Below are 26,863 nucleotides of genomic sequence, written 5' to 3'. Positions count from 1 at the left end.
AGAAAAAGCCGGGCAAATGCCCGGCTTTTTCATGCCTGTGGTGCAAGCAAGGCGTCAGCGCCAGGGGCTCTGCTGCCACAACCGGCCCAGACCCGCCTCCAGCGCCTGGGCGCCCTGCTGGCCCAGCCTCTGGGTCAGGCTCCTCGGCTTGCGGTAGCTGATGCCCACCACCTTGTGCTGGCTGGACTGTGCCAGCAGGTAGTCATCGCTGGTGCAGAGGGTGTCCACCAGCCCCAGGCCCTTGGCCTGGCTCGCCAGCCAGTGCTCGCCCGTGGTGACCTTGTCGATGTCGAGGTTCGGTCTGTGCTCGGCCACGAACGCCTTGAAGCGATCGTGGATGGCACCCAGCTCCTCACGGAACTTCTCCCGCCCCAGATCGTCGTTCTCACCGAACATGGTGATGGTGCGCTTGTACTGGCCTGCGGTGTGCATCTCAAATTCGATGTCGTGTTTTTTCAACAGCTTGTTGAAGTTTGGCAACTGGGCTATCACCCCGATGGAGCCGACGATGGCGAAGGGGGCTGCCAGGATCTGATCCCCTACGCAGGCCATCATGTAGCCGCCGCTGGCCGCCACCTTGTCGATGGCCACGGTGAGCTTGATGTCTCTGTCGCGAAGGCGCTGCAGCTGGGAGGCCGCGAGGCCGTAGCCGTGCACCACGCCGCCGCCGGATTCGAGGCGCAGCAGCACCTCATCGCCGGGCTGGGCCACCCCGATCACCGCGCTCACCTCTTCCCGCAGGGAGGCAACTTCCTTGGCATCCATGCTGCCGTGGAAGTCGATGACGAACAGGTGGCTGCGCTCATCGGTCGCCTTGGCACGCTGCTTGTGCAGCTCCTTGTGCTGCTTCTCCAGTTGCTTGCGCTGCGCCTTGCCGGCCAGGGCCAGCTGCAGCTTATGCTGCCCCTGCTCCAGCTCGTTGGAGAGATCGGTCACCACCAGCTCCCCCTTGCGCGCCTTGGGCTGACGGCTGCTGACCAGCATCAGTATGATGGCGCCTATGGCCAGCAGTAAGGTGAGGGTCTTGGCCAAAAACAGGCCGTATTCGGTCAAAAATGCCACTTGATGCTCCAAGATGAGTCGGTTTTTTCACATAGTAAGGAGTTTGGTGAGATGGTGCAAAAACTCTGCCACTGACCCCCGCATAACGCCGGCGGCCAGCCCTACCCCGCTGTTTTCTTCACATTTTTGCCGTCTCATACTGGTCAAGGGCAGTCCCGGATCAGTACACTTGCCCCTCATTGCCGCGCCCATCTGCCACGAACTGGTTATACAGGAGTCAACATGCTCGACTATCAGGCCCCCCGGGATCTGCTCAAGGACAAGGTCATTCTGGTGACGGGCGCCGGTGACGGCATAGGTCGCGAGGCGGCGCTCAACTACGCCGCCCACGGCGCCACCGTGATACTGCTCGGTCGCACCAGCAGCAAGCTCGAGGCGGTCTACGACCAGATCGAGGCCGCCGGCTACCCCCTGCCCGCCATAGTGCCGGTGGATCTGAAAGGCGCCACTGCCAGCCACTATCGCGGCATGGCCGAGACCTTCGCCCAGCAGTTCGGCCGCCTCGACGGCGTGCTGTTCAACGCCGGCCTGCTCGGCACCCTGTCACCGTTCGAACACATCCAGGAGCAGGAGTGGGACGAGGTGATGCAGGTCAACGTCAAGTCCGAGTTCCTGCTGACCCAGGCGCTGCTGCCGCTCATTCGCCAGACCGCCAAGGCGCACGGCGATGCCTCCATCGTCTACACCTCCTCCAGCGTCGGTCGCAAGGGGCGCGCCTACTGGGGCACCTATGCCATCTCCAAGTTCGCCATTGAGGGGATGATGGAGGTGCTGGCCGACGAGCTGGAAAACACCGCGGTGCGGGTCAACACCCTCAACCCGGGCGGCACCCGCACCAAGATGCGGGCCAGCGCCTTCCCGGCGGAAGATCCGCAGCTGCTGAAGACCCCCGCCGATCTGATGCCGCTCTACCTCTATCTGATGGGGGCCGACAGCCACGGCCAGACCGGCCAGACCTTTGTTGCCCAACCGAAAGCGGCCCAGCCCAAATAAGTCAACAAAATAACCAGATAGGGTTAAATTGAAGAGGGGGTGCCAGTGGCGCCCTGTTGAATCCCATCCGCCCCTGACAGGTTGAGCTATGTTTCGTCCCAAGAGCACGTTTGAGCAATGGAGGATCTTTCAGGCCGTGGTCGACTGTGGTGGTTACGCCCAGGCGGCCGAGGCGCTGAACAAGAGCCAGTCGTCCCTCAATCATGCGGTGGCCAAGCTGCAACAGAGTCTGGGGCTGGCCCTGCTGGAGGTGCGGGGACGCAAGGCGGTGCTGACGCCGGCGGGGGAGATCTTCCTCAAGCGGGCCCGCCAGCTCAGCCAGCAGGTGGAGGAGCTGGAGAACCTGGCCAACAACCTGGAGCGGCAGTGGGAGCCGCAGATCAACCTGTATGTCTCGGTGCTGCAGCCAAGGGAGCGGCTCTATCGGGCGCTGGCCCACTTCTATCCCCGCAGCCGGGGCTGCCGCATCAACCTGCACGAGCGGATCCACTGCCACTTCAATGCGCTGCAGGTGGGGGATCTGATGCTCTCCGAGCACCTGCCACACGATCGCACCGGCCTGCCGCTGGATGAGGTCTGCCTGCTGCCGCTGTGCGCGGCCGAGCATCCCCTCGCCAGCCTGACCGATCCCGTCAAGGCCGAGCATCTCGGCGCCCATAACCAGATAAGCCTGCACCCGCCCATCCATCGCTCGGTGGACTGGAACGATGCGGACGACACCGGCTGGAAGGCAACCCACTATCACGAGGTGCTCGCCATGCTGCGGCTCGGCCTCGGCTACGCCTGGTTGCCACGCCACCTGGTGCAGGAGGAGCTCGCCAGTGGCAGCCTGGTGCAGCTCAACCTGGAAGGGGGCAGCGAGCGCTACCTCTACACCTACCTGCTCACCCCCTCGACCGATGCGCTGGGGCCGGCGGCCGAGTTGCTGCTGCGCTGCCTGCGCAACGAATACCAGGCCGAGAGCGTCAAGTAAGCCCGGCTGTCAGCCCCTGCGCACACCTTTAGGCGGGGCACAGAGGCAGCCGAGCCATCAGCCAGATTACTCCCTGTTTGCCCCCTGCTTACCCCTGCCTATCGGATCTCGGTGCCAGCCCTTCCAGCCTCACACATTGGGTACCCGCCAGCAGGCCGCCAGCGCCGCCAGCGCCAATCCGGTGGCCACCATGAAGACCCCGTGGAAACTCCAGATCTCGGCCACAGTCCCCGCGATCGCGCCCGCCATGATGGAGCCGGTGCGGATGCTGTTGGCAAACAGGGTGGTCGCCACCCCGGCCCGGCCCGGCATCAGATCCTGGAAGTAGGACATGCCGATCCCGGCCACTATGCCGATGAAGATGGCGTTGAGCAGTTGCAAGCCAATCAGCGCCGTCTGGCTCGACAGGGTCACCAGCCCCACGTAGAAGCCGAAGCCGGCCAGCACCGCCAGCAGCATCATGGGTCGCTTGCCGAAGCGACGGGTGTAGTAGCCCGCCAGCAGCATGAAGGGGATCTCGAGCGCCGCCGCCGTGCCCATCAGGATCCCGGCGAGCTTCTCCTCCAGCCCCAGCTCACGGGTGATGTAGAGCGGCATGTTGATGAGGTACATGCTGTTGCAGGTCCACATCAGGGTGGAGGCGATGAACAGCGCCCGCACCGAAGGGTCCCGCCAGCTGCTGACCCGCTCCGTCTCGCCATTGGACTTGGGCAGCGGCAGGGAGGGCAGCCAGCGCCAGACCACGAAGGCGCAGATGAGGTAGGCGAAGGCCGAGGCCAGGTACATCACCTCGAAGCCGTAGCCGATGGCGAGCGCGAAGGCGGCCGGCGGCCCTATCACCCAGGCCAGGGAGAACTGGGCCCGCAGCACCGAGCTGAACATGTCGGCGCGCTTGTTGCGGCTGTCGGCATATTCCCGCGCCAGGGCGAACAGCTGGGGGCTGGCTGTGGCGGTCAGGCTCGCCAGCACCACCCCCAGGCTCACCAGCAACCAGTACTGCCGGTTCCAGGCAAACAGCAGGGAGAGCACTATGCCGGCGAAGCAGCAGCGCAGGATCAGCTGTTTGCGATCCCCCTTGCTGTCGGAGCGGTGGCCGAGCCACTGGCTGATGAGGATGCCTATCACCGCATTGACGGTGTAGAACAGGCCCACCAGGAAGGGGCGCACCTGCACCTCCTCGGCCAGGAACAGGCTCAGGGTCGGCACCTGCAGCGCCACCGCCACCCCGGTCATGAAGGTCACGGCCAGGAAAGAGAGGGAAACGGGATCCGGCCTCTTGCGGGCTGCGGTCAATAAACTCATAGAGATACCATCGATAAGGGAGAGAAAAAGGAGCCAGGAACCGGCAGCTGTATAGAATGACGGCGCTCATTTTATGTCACTATCAAGAGCCACCTCAAGGCTTGCGAGGCCACGTCCAAGTCCGTACATTGGTAAACCCTCTGGCCAGCACAAGGATTTCACATGTTTGATTTTGATCGGGAGATAGATCGCCGCCATACCATGAGCCTGAAATGGGACAAGTACAAGACTCAGGACGTGCTGCCCATGTGGGTGGCCGACACCGATTTTCGCTCCCCCCCTGCGGTGATCGAGGCGCTCACCCAGAGGGTTGCCCACGGCATCTTCGGCTACTCCCGCCCCTCGCCCCGCCTGATCGAACTCATAGTGATCCGCATGCAGCAGCGCTATGACTGGGCCATCCAGCCGGAGTGGCTGGTCTTCCTGCCCGGCGTGGTGCCTGGCCTGAACCTGGCCTGCAAGGCCTGGAGCCAGCATGGCCGTGGCATCATCACCCCCAAGCCGGTCTATTACCCCTTCCTGCTGGCGCCGGGCTTCAACGATCGCCCCCTGCTCACAGTCCCCATGATCGAGGAGGCCGGGCGCTGGGTGCTGGATCTGATCGAGCTCGAGCGCCAGGCCCCCTCCGCCGACCTGCTGCTGCTGTGCAACCCGCACAACCCGGGTGGCACAGTGTTCACCCGCGAGGAGCTGGAGGCCATTGACGCCATCGCCGAGCGCCACAATCTGGTTGTCTGCTCGGACGAGATCCACTGCGATCTGCTGCTGGATAAAGATGCCCGCCACATTCCCTATGGCGCCCTGAGCCCGGCCGCGGCCGAGCGCTGCGCCGTGATGATGGCCCCGAGCAAGACCTTCAACATCGCCGGCCTGTGCTGCTCCTTCGCCGTGGTGCCCAACGCGCGTCTGCGACTCAAGTTGCAACAGGCGATGCGCGGCATCAGCGCCGACGTCAACCTGCTGGGCTTCGTGGCGGCGGAGGCGGCCTACGAGGGCGGCGAGCAGTGGCTCACCGAGCAGCTCGACTATCTGTCAGCCAATCTGGCGTTGATCGAGCAGGCGGTCGCCCGCTGGCCCGGCGTCAAGCTGGCCAATAACCAGGCCACCTACCTCGCCTGGATCGATGTCAGCGCGCTCGGGCTGGACGATCCCGTCGCCTTCTTCGAGCAGGCCGGGGTGGGGCTCTCCCCCGGCGCCCAATTCGGCGATGGCCAGTTCGTGCGGCTCAACTTCGGCTGCACCAGGGCGCGTCTCGTCGAGGCGCTGGCGCGCATGGAGAAGGCCATCCTCCAGATCCGCCGCTGATGACGCGGGCACCGGAGGCGGCTGCCGGCCGGCCGCCTCCACTGATTGACGCGAATGGCGAAAGCCATTCTGGTTTGCATCTGGTATAGATAAGATGTGACCCATGCCGGGATGGGCTTGCCCCATCCCTTTTTATCCGCCATTGATCCGGTTCACTATGCACCCACGAGTCCTGCGCCACCGCTCGCCCCTGTCCCGCTTCGCCCTGCCCTGGCTGGCGGCGCTGCTGGCGCTGCCCCTCTCTGCCGCCCCTGCCTACATCACCATAGGCACGGGGGCACTCAACGGCGTCTACTATCCTACCGGCGGCGCCATCTGCCGTCTGCTCAACGAAGAGAGCAGCCAGCATGGGTTGCACTGCACGGTGCAGAACACCTCGGGCTCCCTCGCCAATCTGGTCGCCCTGGCCAAGGGCGACATCCAGCTGGCGCTGGTGCAGTCGGATGTCTTGTACCATGCGGCCCATGGCAGCGGCCCCTTCACGGGCGAGGCGCCAAACGACAAGCTGCGCAGCCTGTTTAGGCTCCATCAGGAGTCGCTGACCCTGCTCGCCAGCGCCACCAGCAACATCACCACCCTGGCCGATATCGAGGGCAAGCGGGTCGATCTCGGTAACTCCGATTCGGGGGATCGCGTCACCAGCCAGGCGCTGCTCGATGCCATGGGCTGGCAGGCGAGCAGCTTCGCGGCGGCACCCGCCGCCTCGGCCAGCAATCCCCTCGAGGGCCTCTGCAACGGCAGCCTGGACGCCGCCTTCGTGGTGGCTGGCCATCCCAATCAGGGGATCGGCGATCTGACCGGCCGCTGCAAGGCTCGCCTCATCCCCATCGAGGGGGAGCAGATCGATCGCCTGCTCAAGAACCACCCCTACTACCAGCGCAGCCGCATCGGGGCCAACCTCTATCCGGGCCAGACCAGCGGCATCAGCACCTTTGCCGTGACCGCCGAGCTGGTGGCGCTGGACAGCCTGCCTCAGGAGGAGGTGCGCACCGTTCGTGATGTGCTGAGCAGCCGCCTCAAGCAGTTCACCCGCCTGCACCCGGCGCTGACCACCCTCACCCCGGAATCCATGCAGAGCGACAACATAGTCCCGCCCCATCCGGGCATGCAGGATGCCCCGGCCCAGGCGCCGCTCCTCGCCCCCGAGTCGCTCAGCCCCTCGGCCGCGGAGGGCACGGCTGCCACCCCGGCCAGCGATGCAGCCCCCTCGCCAGAAGGTTCCCCCGCCCGACCAGAGCAAGGCACCGGTGCCGTACTGCCGGCGGGCTCTGGCGCCGTGGCGACCGACGCCGCGACCCCGGCACTCGAGGGACAGGTGGTGCCCCAGGGCGGCACCGCGATGCCAGGGGCTCCCTCAGCCGCGCCCGAGCAGGAGCTCCTGCTCCCGGCCACACCGGCGGCGGAGCCCGATCGGGTGCCGACCCAGCCGAGCGGCGCCGCCCCCACGGCGCAACCCCAGCCAGCCGGCCAGTGAGCGCCGGCGACGATCAGTAACGAGAGAGGCCACCCCGGGGTGGCCTCTCTCGTTGTCAGCGCCTCTGGCACCGCTTCGTCACTCTCGCGACTTGGCGGCCGAGGTCAGGGATCCCGACGACATCCCGGGGCCCTGGATCTCCTCCTCCACCCAGTGCAGCAACTGCTTGATGGCCCGCGACAACACCTGATTCTGGCGCACCACATACCCCAGGCTGGTGGCGGGGAAATCGGTCAACCGGGTCACAGGGGCGCTGAGCTTGAGCCGGGGATGGAGGGAGAAGTCCGGCACTATGGCCACCCCGAACCCCGCCTCGGCCCAGTCGAGCTGGGCGTCCACGCTGCCCACCTCCATGATGCGGCAGGGCGGCAGCCCCAGCAGCGGCAGGGAGGGGTCGATCAGCGCCCGGGTGCGGGTGTCATGGCCCAGCAAGATGAGGGTCGGCTCATCCAGGGGATCACTCTGCCCCGCCTTATGACGAGCCTGCCAGCGCGCCAGCCCGTGCCCCAGGGTGCACCAGGTCACCTGCTGCAGCTCGGTGTAGGAGAGTGGTTCGCTGCGCTTCTGCGCCATCACGAAGCCGAGATCCGCCCGTCCCGTCTTGACCAGCTCGGCCGCCTGATCCGAGGTGGTGTTGAACAGGGTGAGATCGATGCCCGGGAAGGCCTGCTTGAAGCGCTGGAACGGCTGGATCAGCAGCAGCCGCGAGAGGATATCGCTGGCGGCGATGGCCAGGGTGCCCTGGCTCAGCTGGTTGAGGGCATTGAGATCGGATTGGCACAGCTGCAGCTCGGCGATGGCGCGCTCGGCGCTTTGCAGCAGCCGCTCACCGGCCTGGGTGAGGCGAAACGGGCTGCGCTCTATCAGCTTGACCCGGGTGGCCTGCTCCAGGTTCTTGAGGTGCAGGCTGACATTGGGCTGGGTCATGTGCAGTTCGGTGGCGGTCTGGCCGAAGTGCTGCAGGCGGGCCAGGGTGACGAAGGTGTTTAACCAGTGAATATCCAACATGAGGTAACTCTCACCCACGGCTGGCGCGGGATGGCGCGTCATGGCGGGGGCTTTGCCGATAAATTGGCCACAATTATATGACTTCCTTATCAGAATTATAAAGATAATTAATTTTTCTAATCCACCCCAGGCTCCTAGGATGAACGCCTAACGTCTTAGGAGAAAGAGTCATGTCGTCTATCGTAGTCGTAGGTGCTAACTGGGGTGATGAAGGCAAGGGCCGCATCGTCGATTATCTGGCAGGTGAATCCGCCGCCAGCATCCGCTTCCAGGGCGGCAACAACGCCGGCCACACCGTGGTCAACGATCTCGGCACCTTCAAGCTGCACCAGCTGCCGAGCGGTGTCTTCAACCCGAATTGCCTGGTTGTCCTCGGCCCTGGCATGGTGATCAGCCCCGAGCCCCTGACCAAAGAGCTGGCCGAAGTGAAGGCCGCCGGCGTGACTCCGAAGCTCGCCATCTCCGATCGCGCCACCTTCTGCCTGCCGATCCACGCGCTGGAAGACACCCTGGAAGAAGTGCGTCTGGGTGACGGCGCCTACGGCTCCACCCGTCAGGGCATTGCCCCGGCTTACGGTGATCGGGTCATGAAAAAAGCGATCCTGGTGGGCTGGCTGAAACAGCCGGAAGTGCTGGTCGAGCGTATTCAATTCTTCCTCGACTGGAAACTGCCGCAGCTCAAGGCGCTCTACCCGAGCTTCGAGTTCAGCCAGACCGCCCAGGAAATGGCCGACTGGCTGCTGGAAGTGTCCGCGCCCTGGATCGACGCCGTCTGCAACGTCAGCGAGCCGCTCAAGGCCATCCAGGCCCAGAACGGCACCCTGCTGTTCGAAGCCCAGCTGGGCGCCGGCCGTGACCTGATCTACGGTGAGTACCCCTGGGTGACCTCCTCCCACGTCTCCGGCGCCTACGCCGGTATCGGTGGCGGCCTGCCGGCCCTGCGCCCCGAGCGCGTGATTGCCGTGGCCAAGGCGTTCAGTACCTCTGTGGGTACCGGCACCCTGATCACCGCCATGGAGAACCAGGAAGAGTTCCGCAAGTTCGCCAACGAGTTCGGCGCCACTACCGGCCGTCCCCGTGACATCGGCTACTTCGATGCGGTCGCCACCAAGCAGGGTCTGGAGATCCAGGCCGCCAACGAGATCGCCCTGACCAAGCTGGACTGCCTCTCCGGCATGCCGGATCTGAAGATCTGCGTGGCCTACGAAGGTGCCAACACCGAGAACCCGATCTGGCCGCAGACCGCCGGTCTGAAGCCGGTGTACGAGTCCATGGAAGCCTGGAGCGAAGACATCTCTCACATCCGCAAGTTCGAAGACCTGCCCAAGGCTGCCCAGCACTATGTGCTGCGCATCGAAGCCCTGCTGGGGGTGCCGGTGCCCATGGTTTCCGTCGGCCCGGGCCGTGAGCAGATGATCCTGCGCTAAGCCGCTCGCATCGCTGTCGACAAGGCAGATAAAAACCGGTCTCCATGAGGCCGGTTTTTTTATGGCTGCCGCCCGGCGAACGGGCAGGCCGCCCAGTACCCCCTGCTGCATGGCGCCCCTGTCCGCCTGCGCCATCTGCCCTCACCCAGCCGCCACAGTCGCTCACCCCGTTCCCCTCACCTGCGGCGACGACTCCCCTCCCGCTCAACCCCCGTTTCAGGCAGGAGTTCGGCTGCGCCTTATCCCCCTCTACACACCTGCCCGCCGGTTGTGGCCACACGATAAGTAAATAGTTACTAAAACACACATCTGTGTAACCTCTTGTAACCCGGTGATCCCGCTCACACTCCCTCGCCTGACCCTGTGATGAAGCGCCAAAAAGTGCCGGAAAATTGCTCTACAATGACAATCGCAAACGCTTTCACTAAAAAACAGATAAAAAAACACCTACCTCAACCTACAAATCAGTAATTGGAGCGAGACATGTTTCGTAAAAGTTTACTTTCCATCGCCCTGGGCGTCGCCCTGTTTGGACTGGCCGCCTGCAACGGCAATGACTCCAGCGCCCCGACCCCGCCCAGCCCGACCCTGGCGAGCCAGTACAAGAATGTGATCGATCGCAGCGGCACCCCGCTCCAGTTCCGAGACTTCGACAGCTACTCCAACCTCAAGTACAACCCGCTGCTCGATCTGGGGGCCTGGCACGGCTTCCTGCTGCCCGCCAGTGAAAACGAATGGGGCGGCTTCACCGGCCCCATGGTGATCGCCGAGGAGTACAGCCTGTTCTTCGCAAGCGAATTGGACAAGCTGACCCTGAGCGACGAGAGCGGCCGCCAGTACCCGCTCACCGCCGCCAGCAAGCACGAGATCTATGCCATCCCGGGGGCGCTGATCCAGCGCTACGAGTTCGACACTTTCAGCCTGGAGCTGGAGCTGCGCTACGGCGATGCCCGCACCGCGCTTATCCGCACGCGGCTGAGCAACCACACCGATGCGCCCCTCACCCTGAGCCTCGACTGGCAGGGTGAGTTGCTCAACCAGTGGGATGCCAAGAAGACCATCGCCGAGCAATACCCGAACTGGACCCGCACAATCAGCCAGAGCGAACAGGGGGTCGAGTTCCAGTTCGGCGAACTGCGCAGCACCTGGAACATCATGCAGAGCGGCAGCGCCAGCTATCGCATCGATCGCACCCTGGCCAGCCGCACCACCCTGGACGAGAAGGGGCTCGGCTACCGCAGCGAGGCCAGCCTCACCCTGGCCGCCAAGGGCAGCGAGGACGTCTACACCCTGCAGAGCTATGTCCACTCCAGCGATGAGGCGAGCCACTACCAGCAGAGCCGCCAGGCCCTGCTGGCCAATCCGGCCGACTACTTCGATGCCTCCATCCGCCGCTGGGAGGGCTACCTCGAGCGCGGCCTCTCCAACCAGGGCATCGCCGAGTCGGAGCGTCGCATCGCGGTCAAGGCGATGGAGACCCTCAACGGCAACTGGCGCTCCCCGGCCGGCGCCATACTGCACGACGGGGTGACCCCCTCCAACACCGCCCGCTGGTTCGACGGTGTCTGGGCCTGGGACAGCTGGAAGCACGCCTACGCCATGGCTCACTTCAACCCAGAGGTGGCCAAGAACAACGTGCGCGCCATGTATGACTATCAGGTCCAGCCGAACGATCCGGTGCGGCCGCAAGACGCGGGCATGGTGATCGACGCCGTCTTTTACAACAAGCTCTCCGATCGGGGCGGCGATGGCGGCAACTGGAACGAGCGCGACACCAAGCCGCCGCTCTCCGCCTGGGCCATCTGGGAGATCTACAGCGCGACCCAGGACAAGGCCTTCATCGCCGAGATGTATCCCAAGCTACAGGCCTATCACGACTGGTGGTACCGCGCGCGGGACAACAACCACAACGGCATCATCGAATACGGCGCCACCAAGCACGTCGAGCACAATGACGAGTTCGGCAACATCACCTTCAAGGTGCAGTACGCCAACGGCGTGCCCGCCGGGCTGGATCTCGCGAGCTGCACCAGCGAGGGAGATGGCTGGTACGCCTGCGCCGGCATGCCGCTCTATCAGCAGGTGCTGAGCGTCGGCGGTTACAGCGAGATGGACATAGGTGCCCAGCATGGCGCCGGCTGGGAGTCCGGCATGGACAACGCCGCCCGCTTCGGCTTCATCGAGCAAGACCAACTGCAGCGCTATGCCGACAAAACCTATGGCGGCGACCTCGCCAAGGCCCGCCAGGACTGGAACGTCGCCTTCTTCGAGAACCACGAAGACGACGGCAGCCTCATCGGCTTCTCCATCGATCAGGAATCGGTGGAGCTCAACGCCTTCCTCGCCAAGGAGAAGCGCATCCTGGCGGACATGGCCGAGCTGCTCGGCAAGGCGGACGAGGCGAGCCGCTACCGCGAGGGGGCAAGCCAGCTCGCCGGCTACATCAACGGCTGTCTGTTCGATGAGGCCTCCGGCTTCTATTACGATCGCCAGATCGCCCAAGGCGATGTGGCGGACGGCAACGGCTGCGTCGGCAAGCTGCTGACCGCCCGTGGCCGTGGGCCGGAAGGCTGGAGCCCGCTCTGGGCGGAGGTCGCCGACAAGGAGAAGGCCGCCAGGGTGCGCGAGGTGATGCTCAACGCCCAAGAGTTCAACACCAAGGTGCCGCTCGGCACGGCGGCGCTGACCAACCCGGCCTATGACCCCAACATCTACTGGCGCGGCCGGGTCTGGCTGGATCAGTTCTACTTCGGGGTGAAGGGGCTGGAGAACTACGGCTATCGCGACGATGCCCAGATGCTGGTCAACAAGCTGTTCAGCAACGCCGAAGGGCTGGCGGGCAGCGGCCCCATCCGCGAGAACTACAACCCGGAGACCGGCGCCATGCAGGGGGCCAGCAACTTCAGCTGGAGCTCGGCCCACCTCTATATGCTCTATCGCAACTTCCTGAAAACAGAGGGCTGATGCCCGACTGGCGGAAATGAGCCAACAAAAAGGCCTCCATGATGGAGGCCTTTTTTATCATGAGGGTTTGGCTTACTTGACCGTCACCCGGGCAAACTTGCGCTTGCCGACCTGATAGACGGCGGTGCCGGCACCGACCAGTGTCTTGCCATCGTCCAGCTTCTCGCCATCAACCTTGACCGCGCCCTGCTTGATCATGCGCAGCGCCTCCGAGGTGGTGGCCACCAGATCGGCGTCTTTGAGCAGGTTGGCGATGGGCAGGCCTTCCCCTTCCAATGCCAGCTCCACTTCCGGCATCTCGTCCGGGATGGCGTTCTTGGAGAAACGCTGAGTGAAGTCTTCGTGGGCCGCCTCGGCCGCCGCCTCATCGTGGTAGCGGGTGATGATCTCCTTGGCCAGCCAGATCTTCACGTCGCGCGGGTTCAGGGTGTTCGCGGCGATGCCGGCCTTGAAGCCTTCGATGTCCGCCAGCGGGCGGGAGGAGAGCAGCTCGTAGTAGTTCCACATCAGATCGTCGGTGATGGACATGATCTTGCCGAACATCTCCCCCGGGGCATCGTGCACGCCTATGTAGTTGGCGGCAGATTTGGACATCTTCTTGACGCCATCCAGGCCCACCAGCAGCGGCATCATCAGCACGCACTGGGCGGCCATGCCGGCATCTTTTTGCAGCTCGCGGCCCATCAGCAGGTTGAACTTCTGATCGGTACCGCCGAGCTCCACATCCGCCTTCAGCGCGACCGAGTCATAGCCTTGCAGCAGCGGGTAGAGGAATTCGTGAATGGCGATGGACTGGCCGCCGGTGTAGCGCTTCTTGAAGTCGTCGCGCTCCATCATGCGGGCCACGGTCTGCTTGGCCGCCAGCTTGATCATGCCGGTCGCGCCCAGCTCACCCAGCCAAGTGGAGTTGTACTCGATGCGGGTCTTGGCGGGATCTAAAATCTTGAACGCCTGCTCGGCATAGGTGAGGGCGTTGTGCTTGATCGCGTCTTCGGAGAGCGGCGGACGGGTGCTGTTCTTGCCGGACGGATCACCCACCATGGCGGTGAAGTCGCCGATCAGCAGGATGATCTCGTGGCCCAGGTCCTGGAAGGTCTTCAGCTTGTTGAGGATCACGGTGTGACCGAGGTGAATGTCGGGAGCCGTCGGGTCCATGCCCAGCTTGATGCGCAGCGGGCGTCCTTCCTTCAACTTGGCGACAAGTTCTTCTTCCACCAGAATTTCTTCCGCTCCGCGCTTGATCTCGGCTAGCGCCACCTCGAGCTGGGACATTTTTTGACTCTCCAATCACGATTCCACAGGGCCAAACATCTTACTGGAATGGCGGGCCAATTGGAAAGGCTGTAAAATCCGACCTTCTTTTCTGCTCAACTTCGTCCGCCTCAATGATTATTTGGAACGCCTTCAACTCTCTTCCCACCTGGCACCGCAAGATGGTGCTGATCCTGAGCATCATGGTGATGATGCTGGCGGCCTGGCCGAGCGAGCAGGCGGTGGCCACCCGGGTCAACGGTGACGAGCAACTCGCCGATGCCTCACCCCTCGATGAGGGTGAGGCACAGCCGCAGGCGCTGGCCGAGCGGCGTGCCAAGCCGAGCTACATCACCAAGCAGGTGAAGGTGCGCGCCGGTGACAACATGCAGGTCATCTTCCAGCGCCTCGGCCTCAGCGCCGGCGATCTCTACCTCATCGCCCAGCTCGATGCGACCAACCCCTTGCGCGCCCTGCAACCCGGTCAGGAGCTCACCTTCAAGCTCACCAGGAACGGCGATCTGCACAGCCTCTACTATCCCCACAGCCTGGAGCAGGCGCTCAAGGTCAGCCGCAAGGCCGAAGGTTTCGTCGCCAGAGCGGTCAAGCTGGAGCTCGACACCCGCGAGCAGGTCGCCAGGGGCGAGATCCGCTCCAGCTTCTGGGGGGCCGCCGTCGAGGCGGGCATGAACGAGGATCAGATCATGGACTTGGCCGCCATCTTCGGCTGGGACATCGACTTTGCCCAGGACTTGCAACCGGGGGACAGCTTCCGGGTGGTCTATCAGGAGAAATACCAGGACGACGAGCGGGTCGCCTCCGGCGATATCCTGGCAGCCGAGTTCGTCAACCAGGGCGCCGCCTATCGCGCCGTGCTGAACGAGGATGGCAACTACTACACGCCGGAAGGCAAGGCGATGCGCAAGAGCTTCCTGCGCGCGCCGGTCAACTTCAAATACATCAGCTCCAACTTCAATCCGCGCCGCCTGCACCCGGTCACCGGCAAGATCCGCCCCCACAACGGCATCGACTATGTGGCGCCGGTGGGCACCCCCATCATGGCGGCGGGCTCCGGCAGCGTGGTGGCGGCCGGTTACAACCAGTTCAACGGCAACTATGTGTTCATCAAGCATGCCGGCAACTATGTGACCAAGTACCTGCACCTCTCCAAACGCACCGTCAACAAGGGGCAGCGGGTGAAACAGGGACAGACCATCGGCAATCTGGGGGGCACAGGCCGGGTCACGGGCCCGCACCTGCACTATGAATTCGTGGTGGGCGGCGTGCACAAGAACCCGCGCACCCTCAGCCTGCCCCAGGCCGAGACACTCACCGGGCGGGAGCTGGCCAGCTTCAAGGCCCAGGCCATGCCCCAGCTGGCGAAACTCGGCAGCCCCGAGCTGCAGCTGGCCCAGAACAAGCGGGATAATGGCGGCAGCTGACGCGTTGGCAACCCATCCACCGCACGGGTTCGCACCCGGTGACGGCTTGAATGCAGAGAGATCATAAGGAGAGGCCATGAGTGAGCGCTATATCGGATTGATGTCAGGCACCAGCATGGATGGCATAGATGCCGTGCTGATCGCGCTCGACGGCGAGACGCTGCGGGTCGAGGCGGCGCTCTGCCACCCCTGGCCGGCTGAGACCGCCCGCGAGCTGCATGCCCTCTGCACCCCGGGCGACAACGAGATAGACCGCATGGGGGTGGCCGACAATCGGGTGGCGCGGGAATTTGCCGCCGCGACCCACGCCTTGCTGGCCAAGGCGGGGCTTGAGCCCGGGGAGATCCGCGCCATCGGCTCCCACGGCCAGACCATACGCCACCGCCCCCAGCTCGGCTTCACCCTGCAGATCGGCAACGCCGCCCTGCTGGCCGCCCTGACCGGCATCGACGTCATCGCCGACTTTCGCACCCTGGACATGGCCCTCGGCGGCCAGGGGGCGCCTCTGGTGCCCGCCTTCCATCAGGCTATCTTCGCCAGCCCCGGCGCCCTGCGGGTGGTGCTGAACCTCGGCGGCATCGCCAACATCTCCGTGTTGCCGGGTAATCCGGACGGCGACGGCAACGCTCAGGTATATGGCTTCGATACCGGCCCCGCCAACACCCTGCTCGACGGCTGGTATCGCCGCCATCACCCGCAAGGCGGCGACTACGATGCGAATGGCCGTTGGGCCGCCAGCGGCCGGTTGCTCCCGGCGCTGCTGGCAAGGCTGCTGGCCCACCCCTACTTCGCCGCCCCCTGGCCCAAGAGCACGGGGCGGGAGATGTTTACCCTCGACTGGCTCGACGGCGAGCTGGCAGGCGCGGCCTACACCCCGGTGGATGTGCAGCGCACCCTGCAGGCGCTGAGCTGCCACAGCATCGCCCGCCAGCTGCCCGTGCTGGACGAGGCTCAGGGCCAGGCCGAGCTGTTTGTCTGCGGCGGCGGTGCCCATAACGGCCCGCTGCTGGCGGAACTCGCCGCCCTGCTACCCCGCTGGCGCCTGGCCAGCACCGCCGAGCTGGGGCTGGCCCCCGACTGGGTGGAGGGCGCCGCCTTCGCCTGGCTCGCGATGCGCTTCATCCAGCGTCAACCGGGCAACCTGCCTGCCGTCACCGGCGCCAGCCGCCCGGCGATCCTGGGCGCCCTCTATCCCGCCGGATAAGGGCGCTTGCCGGTCGGGAATCAGCCTCAGGTGCTAACGCTTGAGGCTGATTCAGGGCACAGATTCAAGCCTCCCTCCTCTCGTGCACCTGCCTGCGTCTGACGATGGTCAGGCGGGCACAGGACCATCTCGCGGCCCTTCACGCCACTCTTCAAATCACTCCTCACAGTACGGCTGCAATTTCATGGCATATATTTCTGACGCTTTGGCAAGCAAGAACTGATCAGGATCCGTGCACAAGGCGCCATTCACAGGGTGCCGTAATGAATCACTCATGCAGATATATTGAATTATATTCCCGCCACATCTTTATTAACTCATCCATTAGCTTCAGCTAGCATATTTTAAAGCGCCGAGATAGATCCCTTAAAATCCTAAAAGCGCATATCCATGCACAATAAATTTGATTAACTGCAAGATGGTGCATGTTATTAACGCTTTATTCACAGTATTGGCCAGCCCTCACAAAGGTAAGAACCCTTAACCCGCGGACTTGCCCACGGTAAAAGAGCGGAGCCTTTCACGCTAAGAGCCTATGCAGCATGAATTGAATAGCAGAAAAGCGATATTTCAGTCCATTGAGCCATCTCATATAAATGAGATCCCGGTTTGCATCCCACCGGAATCCACTCATAGAATCGCTGTGTCTGAAATAATCAACCCAATCTCTGCCTCCCTTATCCAATCCCTCTTGCGAGTGGCTTGAAAATAATAATCGGGAAGCTGGATCCCGCTCCCTGCGGCATACCCAATGCCCAGAACCCGAAGCGACGACTTTGTCGCTACCAGGGTCAGCGAGGAGCGCGATCAGAGAGGGGCAAACTGTACTTTGCATTAACGAGGAGTATCGATATGAGTGGCACTATCATCAAGGCTGCAAGAAATACTGAACAGGCCCCCCAGCATTTAGGCCCATATACTCAAACTGTGGCTTTCTCCCATTACAATAATATTTCCGCCCAACTACCTGTCGATCCCAAAACAGGCAAAATGATCGCAGGCGATGTCAAGGTGCAGGCCAAACAGTGCCTGAATAACATCAAGGCCATCGTCGAAAGCATCGGCCATGTGATGGACGATGTGGTGAAAGTCACCATCTTCCTGCAAGACATGGCGGATCTGGAGGCGGTCAACGCGGTTTATCGCGAATTCTTCCCGCACTATGTGCCGACCCGCACCACCCTGGCGGTGGCCGCCCTGCCGATGGATGCCCAGGTCCAAATCGAAGCCATCATCTCCAATGGCGAAGGCACCTTCCCGCAGGCACCCTGCGCCCTCATCAAGCTGGCCCGCAATAGCGACAAAGCGCCGCAAGACCCACTCTCGACCCATACCGTCGCCTTCTCTCACTACAACAATATCGGCGCGCAACTGCCGATCGAGGCGGCATCGGGCAAGTTGGTCGCCGGTGGCATCCAGGAGCAGGCGGCTCAGTGCCTGAAAAATATCAAGGCCATCCTGGAAAGCATCGATGTGCCGTTTGACGACATCGTCAAGGTGAATGTCTACCTGAAAAACCTCGCCGATATGGACGCCGTCAACGCCGTCTATACCACCTTCTTCCCGGACTCGGCCATCGCCCGCGCCGTCGCCTATGTGCCGGCCCGCTCCGTGATTTGCGCCTCTGCCCTGCCCATGGATGCCCTGGTGCAGATGGATGCGGTGATCTCCCACGGTGACGGCACGCCGCCGCAACTGGTGGAAGACAGACACAATCTGGTGATCCGGGCCCGCAATACGGACAAGGCACCTAAGAGTCCGCTGCATTCACAGACCGTCGCCTTCTCCCACTACAACCATATTGCCGGCCAACTGCCACTGGATGTTGCCACCGGCAAGATCCTGGCCGGTTGTGTCAAGGAGCAGACCGCTCAGTGCCTCAGCAATATCAAGGCGATTGTGGAGAGCATCAGCCATGTGATGGACGATATCGTCAAGATCAATATCCAGCTGAAACACATCGAGGATATGGAAGCGGTCAACGCCATCTATACCCAATACTTCCCAGACTATCTGCCAGCCCGCACCGTCATTGGCGTTAGCGAACTGCCCGCCGGTGCCCTGGTGCAGATCGATGCCGTAGTCTCCAATGCGGAAAGCACCCCGCCGCAGGCATAAGGTATTGTTCTAACGAAAAAAGACACCGGCTGAGGCCGGTGTCTTTTTATGCCTGAAATATCAGAGGATCTGATCCGAACATGGGATCCCACTTAAGCCAGTGCCGCCCCGGGGCGGCACTGGTTCACGGCTTGCTGGCGGGCGGCCAGCTCGCCCGGTGTCCATACCCTATGACGGCCTGGTCAGCCGCTGGTTGAACAGCTTGAAGGTGGCTCTGGATCAGATCATGCTCGATGAGGTAAATGCACAGCATCTCTATGGTGCCGGCCCCCTCCGGGAAGTTGCGCCTGACCCGCTCGTGGTCGATAACGACATTATCGTCGCTGTGGCGGGACAGCAGCTCGGCATAGAGATCCGGCTCCATGAAGCGCGAGGCGATATTGGCCCTCATATGGGCTTTATCCCGTGCGATGAATTCCCCCTCGATGGAATACTGGGCCGCCCCCTCTGAATAGGTCGCCAGCCAGGCTGCCATATCCTTCCTGTTATGGGCATCCAGCTGCCTCTGAACTATCTGCCTCTGAACTATCGCTTCGCAAGCATTCATCTTTCCAATCCATTAGAAATCCGTGAGCGGAATACTATACAGCCTGCTGTTTCGCGGGCACCCTTCGTCAGCTTATAGTGCGTTTAAGCTCAATTTTCCGCTCTTTAAACACCGCATAATCGCTGGACGATCGACTCTTGGCGGCGGTAATCCATTGCACCCCGGTTTCATCCCCATGCTTGAACTCCAGTCTGAACTCATATTTGGCGCTCGCAGCCAGCGCCATGATGGCGCCCACCACAAACCCCATCGCGGGGAGCAGCAGGGTAACGCCCTTCCCCTGCTCTTCCGTCGGTATAAAGACAAACAAAATGCTCGATGTGAGCACCCCAAGCAGAACCATATTCAGCAAGTGATTTTTCCAGCTGAGCACTCTCACTTGCACATCAGCAATTTTATCCAGCTCATAGCTGTCGGCATTCACCTGCAATTTTCCAGTCGATGGTTGAATGGAGATAGAACAAGGCATTGGCACCCTCCGTTGTATTAATAATCTTATTTATCACCTGATATTTTTATAATTAGCATGCCCTGCATCGACACCGGCCGGCACAGGGAGGCGCCATCGCCGAATGACCGCCAGGCAGGCAGCTACTATCCAGACGAGTCGCAGACTGGGTATGGTACCGGATGACACCAAATAGCAAAGCTAATTGAAGAGAAAAAGCGAGGCGGCGCAACTTATTATCCTGGGGAGCCCTGACTCGAGGCTCGCTCGTCGGTTCCCCCTTGCCAACCAATCAACGCCGCCCATCAAAAAGCGCCTCCCGGGGGAGGCGCCTTGCAATGCAGGATCATCAGGAGTGGCCGGGCTCTGCCGCCTAGAACGCACTCCTGAACAGCCGGATGACCTGGCGCCGCACCGGGGCACAGAGCGGGGGCTTGGGCGGCACCAGGTTGATCTGGCCACGGCCGGTGCGGGTCTCGCCGCGCAACAGGATCTGGATGTAGTGAGGATCCTGTCGATGGATGAACCGGGACGCCTGATAAGCCCAAGGCTTGGGGATCCCCCAGAGGGTGCTGGCGAGGGCCCCGACGATGCAGAAGAAGGCGGGCTCCCGCAGCCCCATCCTCACCCCGTTTTCCAGCGCCTCCTTGAACGAGTGGGAGTGGGCGATGCAGGTCATGACATTGACCATGAAGGCCACATAGTCATCATGACCTCCGGCTCCGACTCTGGCCCTCAACTCGGCCTCTGGCCGATAGCCAAACTGGTGGCCGATGTTTTCCAGCACCGCATTGCGCTGGCGAATGACCCTGGCATAGAACATCAGCATCGCGGTGCAGTCGAGCACCTGGCAGAGCACATCATGGTGAGGGTGTGTCTTGCTGGGGCGAGGCGCCGTCAACAGCGCCATCTCCTCCGAGATGGCGAGCAGGCCGATCGGCACCGCCGTGCTTATAAACGAGAGATCCACCGACAGCTCAAGATCCTGGTCGCTCTCCAGTTGGGCGATGACGACATGCTCGGCAAACAGACGGCGCTGCCGGTCGATGAGCGCGCCATAGACCAGGTCTCTGAACTTCTTCTGCGGATAGGGGGTATCGAGCAGGGTCTCCATCGTCATGATGGCGGCCGAGACCCGGCCACGCAGCTGGTAATCGGGAGGGGGCGGGAAATGCTTCCCCAGCCGGGGAGGAGGCCGGAGTGAACCGGATCGACAATACATATCACCCAATACAAAACCCAACATAGTTCCTCCGCTTTCAGATAGTGATGATCACCCTGCGATCGCCGATCGTTACCTCCAGAAGAACATCAAACGGTATGCACTTATTGTCCTCATGACATCAAACCGCCGGTCTCCCTGGCAACACCACCATCATAGAAGGAATCATTTATTTTAACCGCACGCCACCTCCCACTTACGACATTAAAAACATATTTAATAATAATTATTACCATCGAAACAAACTGAATATTCAGACTATTTTAATATTGGCTCAAGCCACGTATCACTGTGTTTTTTTCGGTTATACAAAAAGCCCATCCCCACCAACATAATAATGAACAAGGGATGAATAAATAAGGCAATCAGAGAACAGAGCAATACCACCTTCCAAGTGACATTTCGCTTTTTCTGGGCAAGGAGTTGTTGCGTTTGCTCTGCGGCCCTGGCGCGCTGATTCAAACCAGTCAACTCATCCCACTCATGGTCCCCGTTGGCATGACGTTTTGCCAAGGTTGCAACCCTGCCCCGAAAGTTGTGAATGGTGAAGCGATGTGTGCCCCGGCCAGTGCCAGCCTCGGCACCTGTCGTCTTGTAATACTCCAGCTTGAGCAACGCATTGGCGCCCAATCCCCGAGCATGTTCAATAGCCTGTCGCCTGGCCTCATTCGGTGACTCTCTGGAGGCACCATGTACGATCCAGTCACCCAGATCGACAATGTCCCAACCCCTCACGCTCTCCGAGCCCGAGGTCATAAATTCATCCGGGGTGATATAACCCGGGGCCTCAGTAGGATGAAGCAATGAGCAGTGGGTCGCCTTATATCCCTTGGGCGTCGCCTGCTGTTCGAATGTGACCATGGCCTCTTCCGCCAGCAGGGCTATTTGTGCGTCATTCTTGAAGCTGCTGTCATGAAAGAAATAATCTTTGCCATCCTTACCCTTGATAAAGCCATAGCGCTTTTCTGGCAAATAACTGGTTATTGTTCCCTGCATTAATGTGTGACCACCGCTGCAATTAAATAAGAGAATAACGTTCCAGACCGCACATCCTGGGCAACTGCTCGGCAGCCACGTCAATGACGAGATCGGAACACAGGACCTCATAGTGCATGAAAGAACCGGGATAGTCAGCCGTGGCAAAGGTGTCACTGGCCACAAAATCCAGAAAGGGCGAGCAGAGGATCGTTTCCCAAATCTGCCATTCGGCCATCACAAGGAACAGACTGCCCAGTGCCTCGGTCATATCAAGGCGATTGTGGAGAGCATCGGCCATGTGATGGACGATATCGTCAAGGTCAATATTCAGGTGAAGAACATCGAGGGTCTGGAGGCGGTCAACGCCATCTATACCCAATACTTCCCGGACTATCTGCCAGCCCGCACCGTGATTGGTGTCGCCGAGCTGCCCGCCGGCGCCCTGGTGCAGATGGATGCCGTGATGTCCAATGCGGAAAGTACCCAGCCTCTGGTTTAAAGCATTGCTCTAGTAATAAAAATACACCGGCTTAGGCCGGTGTATTTTTACACAACATAAAGAAGCTTTATTTGAAACAATTATTTTTGAATGTTTAACATGGTATTACATTAAATTTAGTTTCGTGCACGTCAAACCATGATTATTTAATAAGAGAGAAGTGTGGGAATGAGAATTCTGTTTCATCCTATAATTCACTGCTCCTAATCATCAGACGCCCCTTCGACTATAGGGCCATTTAGTTTAACGCCATTTGTACGAATAAAATCATCTCTATATGCAGGGTCCAAAATTTTCACTGCCTCCTCAAATTTGAGTGGCATATGGCCTTCAAATAAATACAACAAAGAGGGGTAAACCGACTCTCTAGCTCGCCTGACAATATATTTAACACCATCAGCGGTAATATCTAGTTCTGCGCCAATTTCATGGCGTTTCCCCTTAAATTTATTATCTATAGCTAGAACCGCCATAAGATGCTCGGGGTCTTTTTTCCGTTTTCTGTTTTGCCTGCCCCATGGCTTTCCATCTTTCAGGTGTTCCGTGATTCCAGCTACCAATAGCTCAGCCATTCCAGGCAATAACGGGCGGTCCGTTTGAAGGAAGTAGCGCGTTAAGGCGAGACTTACCTTTAAGGAGTGTTCATCGAAAAATTCGTGACCGAAAAAAGCATCAATCAGAGCATCTTTTGGTGATAGAACCCTAGTCGTACCGTCCTTATCGGTACATCTGGTCATCTTGGCGCCATCAGGCCAATCGTCTCTAGTCATGCCCTCCGCAAGCTGTTCTAGGTCAAAGCTAAACCCATTTACCGAAAAAAAAGGATCCGGTGACATGCATTTTTTGCTCATGATGACTCCTTTTGGTTTTTGTCATTTCTCAGTGGTGCTTTATCAAGTCGAGTAGACTTTACCAAATCTGTAAATCGTATTCGGGTAGTTTCTGGAAAATGGCAAACTATTTTGTTTTTCACCGCTCAACATTCATAAGACAATTTATTTCCTTCAAGAAATGGAACTCAATTTTTATGGGAGTCAATATTCCGTATCCTGCAATGTACAGTTTCCTCAGTAAAAACCATCCATGAAAAAGCGCCTCCCAAGGGAGGCGCTTTTCAGCTCAATACAAAGCAATCAGCGATTACAGGGACTCTGCGATCGCAACCACGTTTTCCACGGTAAAGCCGAATTCCTTGAACAGCAGCTCGGCCGGCGCGGACTCACCGAAGGTGCGCATACCGATGATCTTGCCGCCGAAGCCCACGTACTTGTACCAGTAGTCGGCGATACCCGCTTCGATGGCGACACGCTTGGTGACAGACATCGGCAGGACGGACTCTTTGTACTCGGCAGACTGGGCGTCGAACACGTCGGTGGCCGGCAGGGAGACCACGCGCACGGCACGGCCCTTGGCGGTCAGCTGCTCGTAGGCGGCTACGGCCAGCTCCACTTCGGAACCGGTGGCGATCAGGATCAGCTCCGGCGTGCCGGCGCAATCCTTCAGCACATAGCCACCCTTGGCCACATCGGCCAGCTGCTGGGCGCTGCGGTCCATCTGGGGCAGGTTCTGACGAGAGAAGATCAGCGCAGTCGGGCCGTCCATACGCTCGATGGCGTGCTTCCAGGCGATGGCGGATTCCACCTGGTCACAGGGGCGCCAGGTGCTCATGTTCGGGGTCAGACGCAGAGAGGCGATCTGCTCCACCGGCTGGTGAGTCGGGCCATCTTCACCCAGACCGATGGAGTCGTGGGTGTAGACGAAGATGGCGCGCTGCTTCATCAGGGCGGCCATGCGCAGGGCGTTGCGGGCGTACTCCATGAACATCAGGAAGGTGGCGCCGTAGGGGATGAAACCCCCGTGCAGGGCGATGCCGTTCATGATGGCGGACATGGCGAACTCACGCACACCGTAGTGGATGTAGTTGCCGGAGGCATCTTCGTTGGTCAGGGATTTGGAGCCGGACCACATGGTCAGGTTGGACGGGGCCAGATCCGCAGAGCCACCCATGAACTCGGGCAGCAGCTTGCCGAAGGCTTCCAGGGAATTCTGGGAGGCTTTACGGGTCGCGATCTTGGCCGGGTTGGCCTGCAGGGTCTCGATGATCTTGGCAGATTCGGCGGCCCAGTTGGCCGGCAGCTCACCGACGGTGCGGCGCTTGAATTCGGCGGCCAGGGTCGGGTGCGCGGCTTCATAGGCGGCAAACTTGGCAGCCCAGTCGGATTCGAGCTTGGTGCCCTTCTCCTGGGCATTCCACTCGGCAGCGATCTCGGACGGAATGACGAACGGCGCGTGATCCCATTTCAGGAAGGCACGGGCGGCGGCGATCTCGTCGTTGCCCAGCGGTGAGCCGTGGCAATCGTGGGAGCCGGACTTGTTCGGTGAACCGTAGCCGATGATGGTACGGCAGCAGATCAGGGTCGGCTTGCCGGTCTCGGCCTTGGCGGCTTCGATGGCGGCGTTGATGGCTTCCGGGCTGTGACCGTCGACGGCCGGGATGACGTGCCAGCCGTAGGCTTCGAAACGCTTGGGGGTGTCGTCGGTGAACCAGCCTTCCACGTGACCGTCGATGGAGATGCCGTTGTCATCCCAGAACGCAATCAATTTACCCAGTTGCAGGGTACCGGCCAGGGAGCAAGCCTCGTGGGAGATGCCTTCCATCAGGCAGCCGTCGCCCATGAAGGCGTAGGTGTAATGGTCAACGATGTCGTGACCCGGCTGGTTGAACTGCTCGGCCATGGCCTTCTCGGCGATCGCCATGCCCACGGCATTGGTGATGCCCTGACCCAGCGGGCCAGTGGTGGTCTCGATGCCGGGGGCATAACCGTACTCCGGGTGACCCGGGGTGCGAGAGTGCAGCTGGCGGAAGTTTTTCAGGTCATCGATGGAGAGGTCGTAACCGGAGAGGTGCAGCAGGGAGTAGAGCAGCATGGAGCCGTGGCCGTTGGACAGCACGAAACGGTCGCGGTCGGCCCACTTGGGGTTGTTCGGGTTGTGCTTGAGGTGGCCACGCCACAGCACTTCGGCGATATCTGCCATTCCCATGGGGGCGCCCGGGTGACCGGAGTTGGCTTTTTGAACGGCATCCATACTCAATGCGCGAATGGCATTGGCAAGCTCTTTACGAGAAGGCATCTGTATCTCCTGCGATTGCTTCATTTGATGGCCAAGATTAAGGCGCGTTATTGTCCCAGCAGGGCGGGCGCGGTGCAAATATTATCTGGGCGAATAAAGCGGCTTTGGGAGCACAATCGCTTTTCTTGCCCCGGCAAACGATTGACTCAGGCCCCCCTTCTACCCCAAACGGGGTGATTCAGCCGCCGGCCTTGGCCCGGGCGGGTCCAAACCAAAATAGTGCTGGCAATCACCCATTGGCCTAATTAAAATAGACGTCCAGATGTAGATACCTCTACAGTCATCCTGTCATTTTCCGGTTATGGCCAAGGCGATAACCCCATACGAATTGAGAACCAATCATGGCAAAGCTGTTTACTTCCGAGTCGGTCTCCGAAGGCCATCCCGATAAAATCGCCGACCAGATCTCCGATGCGGTGCTGGACGCCATCCTGGTGCAAGACACCAAGGCTCGCGTCGCCTGCGAGACCCTGGTCAAGACCGGCATGGTGATGGTAGCCGGCGAAGTGACCACCTCTGCCTGGGTCGACATCGAGCAGATCGTGCGCGACACCGTGCGCGAGATCGGTTACACCCACTCCGACATGGGCTTCGATGCCGACTCCTGCGCCGTGCTGAACGCCATCGGCAAGCAGTCCCCCGACATCAACCAGGGCGTCGACCGTACCGATCCGTACGAGCAGGGCGCCGGTGACCAGGGCCTGATGTTCGGCTACGCCACCAACGAGACCGAGGTGCTGATGCCGGCACCCATCACCTACTCCCATCTGCTGGTCAAACGCCAGGCCGAAGTGCGCAAGAACGGCACCCTGCCGTGGCTGCGTCCGGATGCCAAGAGCCAGCTGACCTTCGCCTACGACAACGAAGGCAAGATCCTGGGTGTGGATGCGGTGGTGCTCTCCACCCAGCATTGCGACTCCATCAGTCACAAGGATCTGGTGGAAGCGGTGCGCGAGGAGATCATCAAGCCGGTGCTGCCGACCGAGTGGATCACCAAGGACACCAAGTACTTCATCAACCCGACCGGCCGTTTCGTCATCGGCGGCCCCATGGGTGACTGCGGTCTGACCGGTCGCAAGATCATCGTCGACACCTACGGCGGCATGGCCCGTCACGGTGGTGGCGCCTTCTCCGGCAAGGATCCGTCCAAGGTGGATCGCTCCGCCGCCTACGCCGCCCGCTACGTGGCCAAGAACATCGTTGCCGCCGGTCTGGCGGATCGCTGTGAAATTCAGATCTCCTACGCCATCGGCGTGGCCGAGCCGACCTCCATCAGCGTCGAGACCTTCGGCACCGGCAAGGTCGCCGAGGAGCTGCTGGTCAAGCTGGTACGCGAGCACTTTGAGCTGCGCCCCTACGGCCTCATCGAGATGCTGGATCTCAAGCGTCCCATCTACCAGGCTACCGCCGCCTACGGCCACTTCGGTCGCGACGAGTTCCCCTGGGAGAAGACCGACAAGGCTGCCCTGCTGCGCGACGTCGCCGGTCTGTAAGACCTCTGTTCTCAACAGCGC

The 26,863-nt window shown here is 61.0% G+C and carries 21 protein-coding genes and 1 pseudogene; 11 read left to right on the top strand and 11 right to left on the bottom strand.

From position 1 onward, the window contains the following. Window positions 1–54: 54 nt before the first annotated feature. Window positions 55–1,062, bottom strand: coding sequence for a protease SohB (gene sohB, locus KW821_RS05195; RefSeq protein WP_218290661.1), 1,008 nt, complete (start codon window positions 1,060–1,062; stop codon window positions 55–57). A 222-nt stretch (window positions 1,063–1,284) separates the two neighbouring features. Here sohB and KW821_RS05190 point away from each other — a divergent pair, with 222 nt between their 5' ends. Together KW821_RS05190 and KW821_RS05185 are read left to right on the top strand one after the other, a co-directional pair. Then, window positions 1,285–2,055 (top strand): YciK family oxidoreductase, encoded by a 771-nt coding sequence (locus tag KW821_RS05190; RefSeq protein ID WP_218290660.1) that lies wholly within the window; start codon window positions 1,285–1,287, stop codon window positions 2,053–2,055. An 88-nt stretch (window positions 2,056–2,143) separates the two neighbouring features. Continuing rightward, complete coding sequence (locus tag KW821_RS05185; RefSeq protein ID WP_218290659.1) at window positions 2,144–3,028, top strand: LysR family transcriptional regulator; 885 nt, start codon at window positions 2,144–2,146, stop codon at window positions 3,026–3,028. Between the two features lie 129 nt (window positions 3,029–3,157). Here the strand turns inward: KW821_RS05185 and KW821_RS05180 are convergent, their stop codons facing one another. Further along, window positions 3,158–4,330, bottom strand: a complete 1,173-nt coding sequence (locus KW821_RS05180) for an MFS transporter (protein ID WP_042652631.1) — start codon at window positions 4,328–4,330, stop codon at window positions 3,158–3,160. A 162-nt stretch (window positions 4,331–4,492) separates the two neighbouring features. Here KW821_RS05180 and KW821_RS05175 point away from each other — a divergent pair, with 162 nt between their 5' ends. After that, a complete protein-coding gene (locus KW821_RS05175) occupies window positions 4,493–5,635 on the top strand; it encodes a MalY/PatB family protein (RefSeq protein WP_218290658.1) in 1,143 nt (380 codons plus the stop codon). A gap of 157 nt (window positions 5,636–5,792) precedes the next feature. Further along, window positions 5,793–7,109, top strand: a complete 1,317-nt coding sequence (locus KW821_RS05170) for a TAXI family TRAP transporter solute-binding subunit (protein WP_218290657.1) — start codon at window positions 5,793–5,795, stop codon at window positions 7,107–7,109. Window positions 7,110–7,187: 78 nt separating this feature from the next. On the opposite strand, the gene KW821_RS05165 is transcribed toward KW821_RS05170, so the two are convergent. Further along, window positions 7,188–8,117: a LysR family transcriptional regulator gene (locus tag KW821_RS05165; protein WP_218290656.1), complete on the bottom strand. Its 930-nt coding sequence runs from the start codon at window positions 8,115–8,117 to the stop codon at window positions 7,188–7,190. 170 nt (window positions 8,118–8,287) lie between these two features. Between KW821_RS05165 and KW821_RS05160 the strand changes: the two genes are divergently transcribed. Next, window positions 8,288–9,544 (top strand): adenylosuccinate synthetase, encoded by a 1,257-nt coding sequence (locus KW821_RS05160; protein WP_218290655.1) that lies wholly within the window; start codon window positions 8,288–8,290, stop codon window positions 9,542–9,544. Between the two features lie 483 nt (window positions 9,545–10,027). Beyond that, entirely contained in the window at window positions 10,028–12,508 is a 2,481-nt protein-coding gene (ygjK, locus tag KW821_RS05155) for an alpha-glucosidase (protein WP_218290654.1), read from the top strand. A 72-nt stretch (window positions 12,509–12,580) separates the two neighbouring features. On the opposite strand, the gene tyrS is transcribed toward ygjK, so the two are convergent. After that, window positions 12,581–13,780: a tyrosine--tRNA ligase gene (gene tyrS / locus KW821_RS05150; RefSeq protein ID WP_218290653.1), complete on the bottom strand. Its 1,200-nt coding sequence runs from the start codon at window positions 13,778–13,780 to the stop codon at window positions 12,581–12,583. Window positions 13,781–13,893: 113 nt separating this feature from the next. Between tyrS and KW821_RS05145 the strand changes: the two genes are divergently transcribed. The 3 genes from KW821_RS05145 to KW821_RS05135 all read left to right on the top strand — a co-directional run bounded on the left by KW821_RS05145 (window position 13,894) and on the right by KW821_RS05135 (window position 18,523). Next, window positions 13,894–15,201 carry a peptidoglycan DD-metalloendopeptidase family protein gene (locus tag KW821_RS05145; RefSeq protein WP_218290652.1) on the top strand — a complete coding sequence of 436 codons (1,308 nt, stop codon included), beginning with the start codon at window positions 13,894–13,896 and terminating at the stop codon, window positions 15,199–15,201. A 76-nt stretch (window positions 15,202–15,277) separates the two neighbouring features. Continuing rightward, window positions 15,278–16,405, top strand: a complete 1,128-nt coding sequence (locus tag KW821_RS05140) for an anhydro-N-acetylmuramic acid kinase (RefSeq protein WP_218290651.1) — start codon at window positions 15,278–15,280, stop codon at window positions 16,403–16,405. A gap of 852 nt (window positions 16,406–17,257) precedes the next feature. Continuing rightward, window positions 17,258–18,523 carry a RidA family protein gene (locus KW821_RS05135; protein WP_218290650.1) on the top strand — a complete coding sequence of 422 codons (1,266 nt, stop codon included), beginning with the start codon at window positions 17,258–17,260 and terminating at the stop codon, window positions 18,521–18,523. Between the two features lie 124 nt (window positions 18,524–18,647). On the opposite strand, the gene KW821_RS05130 is transcribed toward KW821_RS05135, so the two are convergent. The 5 genes from KW821_RS05130 to KW821_RS05110 form a co-directional block, all read right to left on the bottom strand. After that, window positions 18,648–19,070 carry a nuclear transport factor 2 family protein gene (locus tag KW821_RS05130; protein ID WP_371317594.1) on the bottom strand — a complete coding sequence of 141 codons (423 nt, stop codon included), beginning with the start codon at window positions 19,068–19,070 and terminating at the stop codon, window positions 18,648–18,650. 67 nt (window positions 19,071–19,137) lie between these two features. Continuing rightward, window positions 19,138–19,539, bottom strand: a complete 402-nt coding sequence (locus KW821_RS05125) for a DUF6232 family protein (RefSeq protein ID WP_218290648.1) — start codon at window positions 19,537–19,539, stop codon at window positions 19,138–19,140. Window positions 19,540–19,891: 352 nt separating this feature from the next. After that, window positions 19,892–20,638, bottom strand: coding sequence for a hypothetical protein (locus tag KW821_RS05120; RefSeq protein ID WP_256353328.1), 747 nt, complete (start codon window positions 20,636–20,638; stop codon window positions 19,892–19,894). Between the two features lie 360 nt (window positions 20,639–20,998). Further along, window positions 20,999–21,736 carry a cold-shock protein gene (locus KW821_RS05115; RefSeq protein WP_218290646.1) on the bottom strand — a complete coding sequence of 246 codons (738 nt, stop codon included), beginning with the start codon at window positions 21,734–21,736 and terminating at the stop codon, window positions 20,999–21,001. Window positions 21,737–21,758: 22 nt separating this feature from the next. Next, a complete protein-coding gene (locus KW821_RS05110; RefSeq protein WP_218290828.1) occupies window positions 21,759–22,016 on the bottom strand; it encodes a hypothetical protein in 258 nt (85 codons plus the stop codon). Between KW821_RS05110 and KW821_RS05105 the strand changes: the two are divergent. Further along, a pseudogene (locus KW821_RS05105) lies at window positions 21,957–22,217 on the top strand (RidA family protein); the annotation flags it as partial. The gene KW821_RS05110 and the pseudogene KW821_RS05105 overlap by 60 nt on opposite strands. A gap of 203 nt (window positions 22,218–22,420) precedes the next feature. On the opposite strand, the gene KW821_RS05100 reads toward KW821_RS05105, so the two are convergent. Both KW821_RS05100 and tkt read right to left on the bottom strand, forming a co-directional pair. Then, window positions 22,421–23,068 carry a hypothetical protein gene (locus KW821_RS05100; RefSeq protein ID WP_218290645.1) on the bottom strand — a complete coding sequence of 216 codons (648 nt, stop codon included), beginning with the start codon at window positions 23,066–23,068 and terminating at the stop codon, window positions 22,421–22,423. Between the two features lie 289 nt (window positions 23,069–23,357). Next, the gene (gene tkt, locus KW821_RS05095) at window positions 23,358–25,349 is read right to left on the bottom strand and encodes a transketolase (protein ID WP_218290644.1); all 1,992 of its coding nucleotides are present in this window, start codon (window positions 25,347–25,349) and stop codon (window positions 23,358–23,360) included. A gap of 341 nt (window positions 25,350–25,690) precedes the next feature. On the opposite strand from tkt, the gene metK reads away from it, so the two are divergent. Beyond that, window positions 25,691–26,842 carry a methionine adenosyltransferase gene (gene metK / locus KW821_RS05090; protein ID WP_042652646.1) on the top strand — a complete coding sequence of 384 codons (1,152 nt, stop codon included), beginning with the start codon at window positions 25,691–25,693 and terminating at the stop codon, window positions 26,840–26,842. Window positions 26,843–26,863: the final 21 nt, after the last annotated feature.

It is taken from the genome of Aeromonas sp. sif2416 (assembly GCF_019218665.1).
GTDB lineage: Bacteria > Pseudomonadota > Gammaproteobacteria > Enterobacterales > Aeromonadaceae > Aeromonas > Aeromonas encheleia.
This window is presented reverse-complemented; position numbering and strand designations above follow the sequence as displayed.

What these genes read in the sequence shown, in the direction of transcription:
- KW821_RS05190 (WP_218290660.1), top strand. Translation starts at nt 1,285, where the DNA reads ATGCTCGACTATCAGGCCCCCCGGGATCTGCTCAAGGACAAGGTCATT.
- KW821_RS05185 (WP_218290659.1), top strand. Translation starts at nt 2,144, where the DNA reads ATGTTTCGTCCCAAGAGCACGTTTGAGCAATGGAGGATCTTTCAGGCC.
- KW821_RS05180 (WP_042652631.1), bottom strand. Translation starts at nt 4,330, where the DNA reads ATGAGTTTATTGACCGCAGCCCGCAAGAGGCCGGATCCCGTTTCCCTC.
- KW821_RS05175 (WP_218290658.1), top strand. Translation starts at nt 4,493, where the DNA reads ATGTTTGATTTTGATCGGGAGATAGATCGCCGCCATACCATGAGCCTG.
- KW821_RS05170 (WP_218290657.1), top strand. Translation starts at nt 5,793, where the DNA reads ATGCACCCACGAGTCCTGCGCCACCGCTCGCCCCTGTCCCGCTTCGCC.
- KW821_RS05165 (WP_218290656.1), bottom strand. Translation starts at nt 8,117, where the DNA reads ATGTTGGATATTCACTGGTTAAACACCTTCGTCACCCTGGCCCGCCTG.
- KW821_RS05160 (WP_218290655.1), top strand. Translation starts at nt 8,288, where the DNA reads ATGTCGTCTATCGTAGTCGTAGGTGCTAACTGGGGTGATGAAGGCAAG.
- ygjK (WP_218290654.1), top strand. Translation starts at nt 10,028, where the DNA reads ATGTTTCGTAAAAGTTTACTTTCCATCGCCCTGGGCGTCGCCCTGTTT.
- tyrS (WP_218290653.1), bottom strand. Translation starts at nt 13,780, where the DNA reads ATGTCCCAGCTCGAGGTGGCGCTAGCCGAGATCAAGCGCGGAGCGGAA.
- KW821_RS05145 (WP_218290652.1), top strand. Translation starts at nt 13,894, where the DNA reads ATGATTATTTGGAACGCCTTCAACTCTCTTCCCACCTGGCACCGCAAG.
- KW821_RS05140 (WP_218290651.1), top strand. Translation starts at nt 15,278, where the DNA reads ATGAGTGAGCGCTATATCGGATTGATGTCAGGCACCAGCATGGATGGC.
- KW821_RS05135 (WP_218290650.1), top strand. Translation starts at nt 17,258, where the DNA reads ATGAGTGGCACTATCATCAAGGCTGCAAGAAATACTGAACAGGCCCCC.
- KW821_RS05130 (WP_371317594.1), bottom strand. Translation starts at nt 19,070, where the DNA reads ATGAATGCTTGCGAAGCGATAGTTCAGAGGCAGATAGTTCAGAGGCAG.
- KW821_RS05125 (WP_218290648.1), bottom strand. Translation starts at nt 19,539, where the DNA reads ATGCCTTGTTCTATCTCCATTCAACCATCGACTGGAAAATTGCAGGTG.
- KW821_RS05120 (WP_256353328.1), bottom strand. Translation starts at nt 20,638, where the DNA reads ATGACGATGGAGACCCTGCTCGATACCCCCTATCCGCAGAAGAAGTTC.
- KW821_RS05115 (WP_218290646.1), bottom strand. Translation starts at nt 21,736, where the DNA reads ATGCAGGGAACAATAACCAGTTATTTGCCAGAAAAGCGCTATGGCTTT.
- KW821_RS05110 (WP_218290828.1), bottom strand. Translation starts at nt 22,016, where the DNA reads ATGGCCGATGCTCTCCACAATCGCCTTGATATGACCGAGGCACTGGGC.
- KW821_RS05100 (WP_218290645.1), bottom strand. Translation starts at nt 23,068, where the DNA reads ATGAGCAAAAAATGCATGTCACCGGATCCTTTTTTTTCGGTAAATGGG.
- tkt (WP_218290644.1), bottom strand. Translation starts at nt 25,349, where the DNA reads ATGCCTTCTCGTAAAGAGCTTGCCAATGCCATTCGCGCATTGAGTATG.
- metK (WP_042652646.1), top strand. Translation starts at nt 25,691, where the DNA reads ATGGCAAAGCTGTTTACTTCCGAGTCGGTCTCCGAAGGCCATCCCGAT.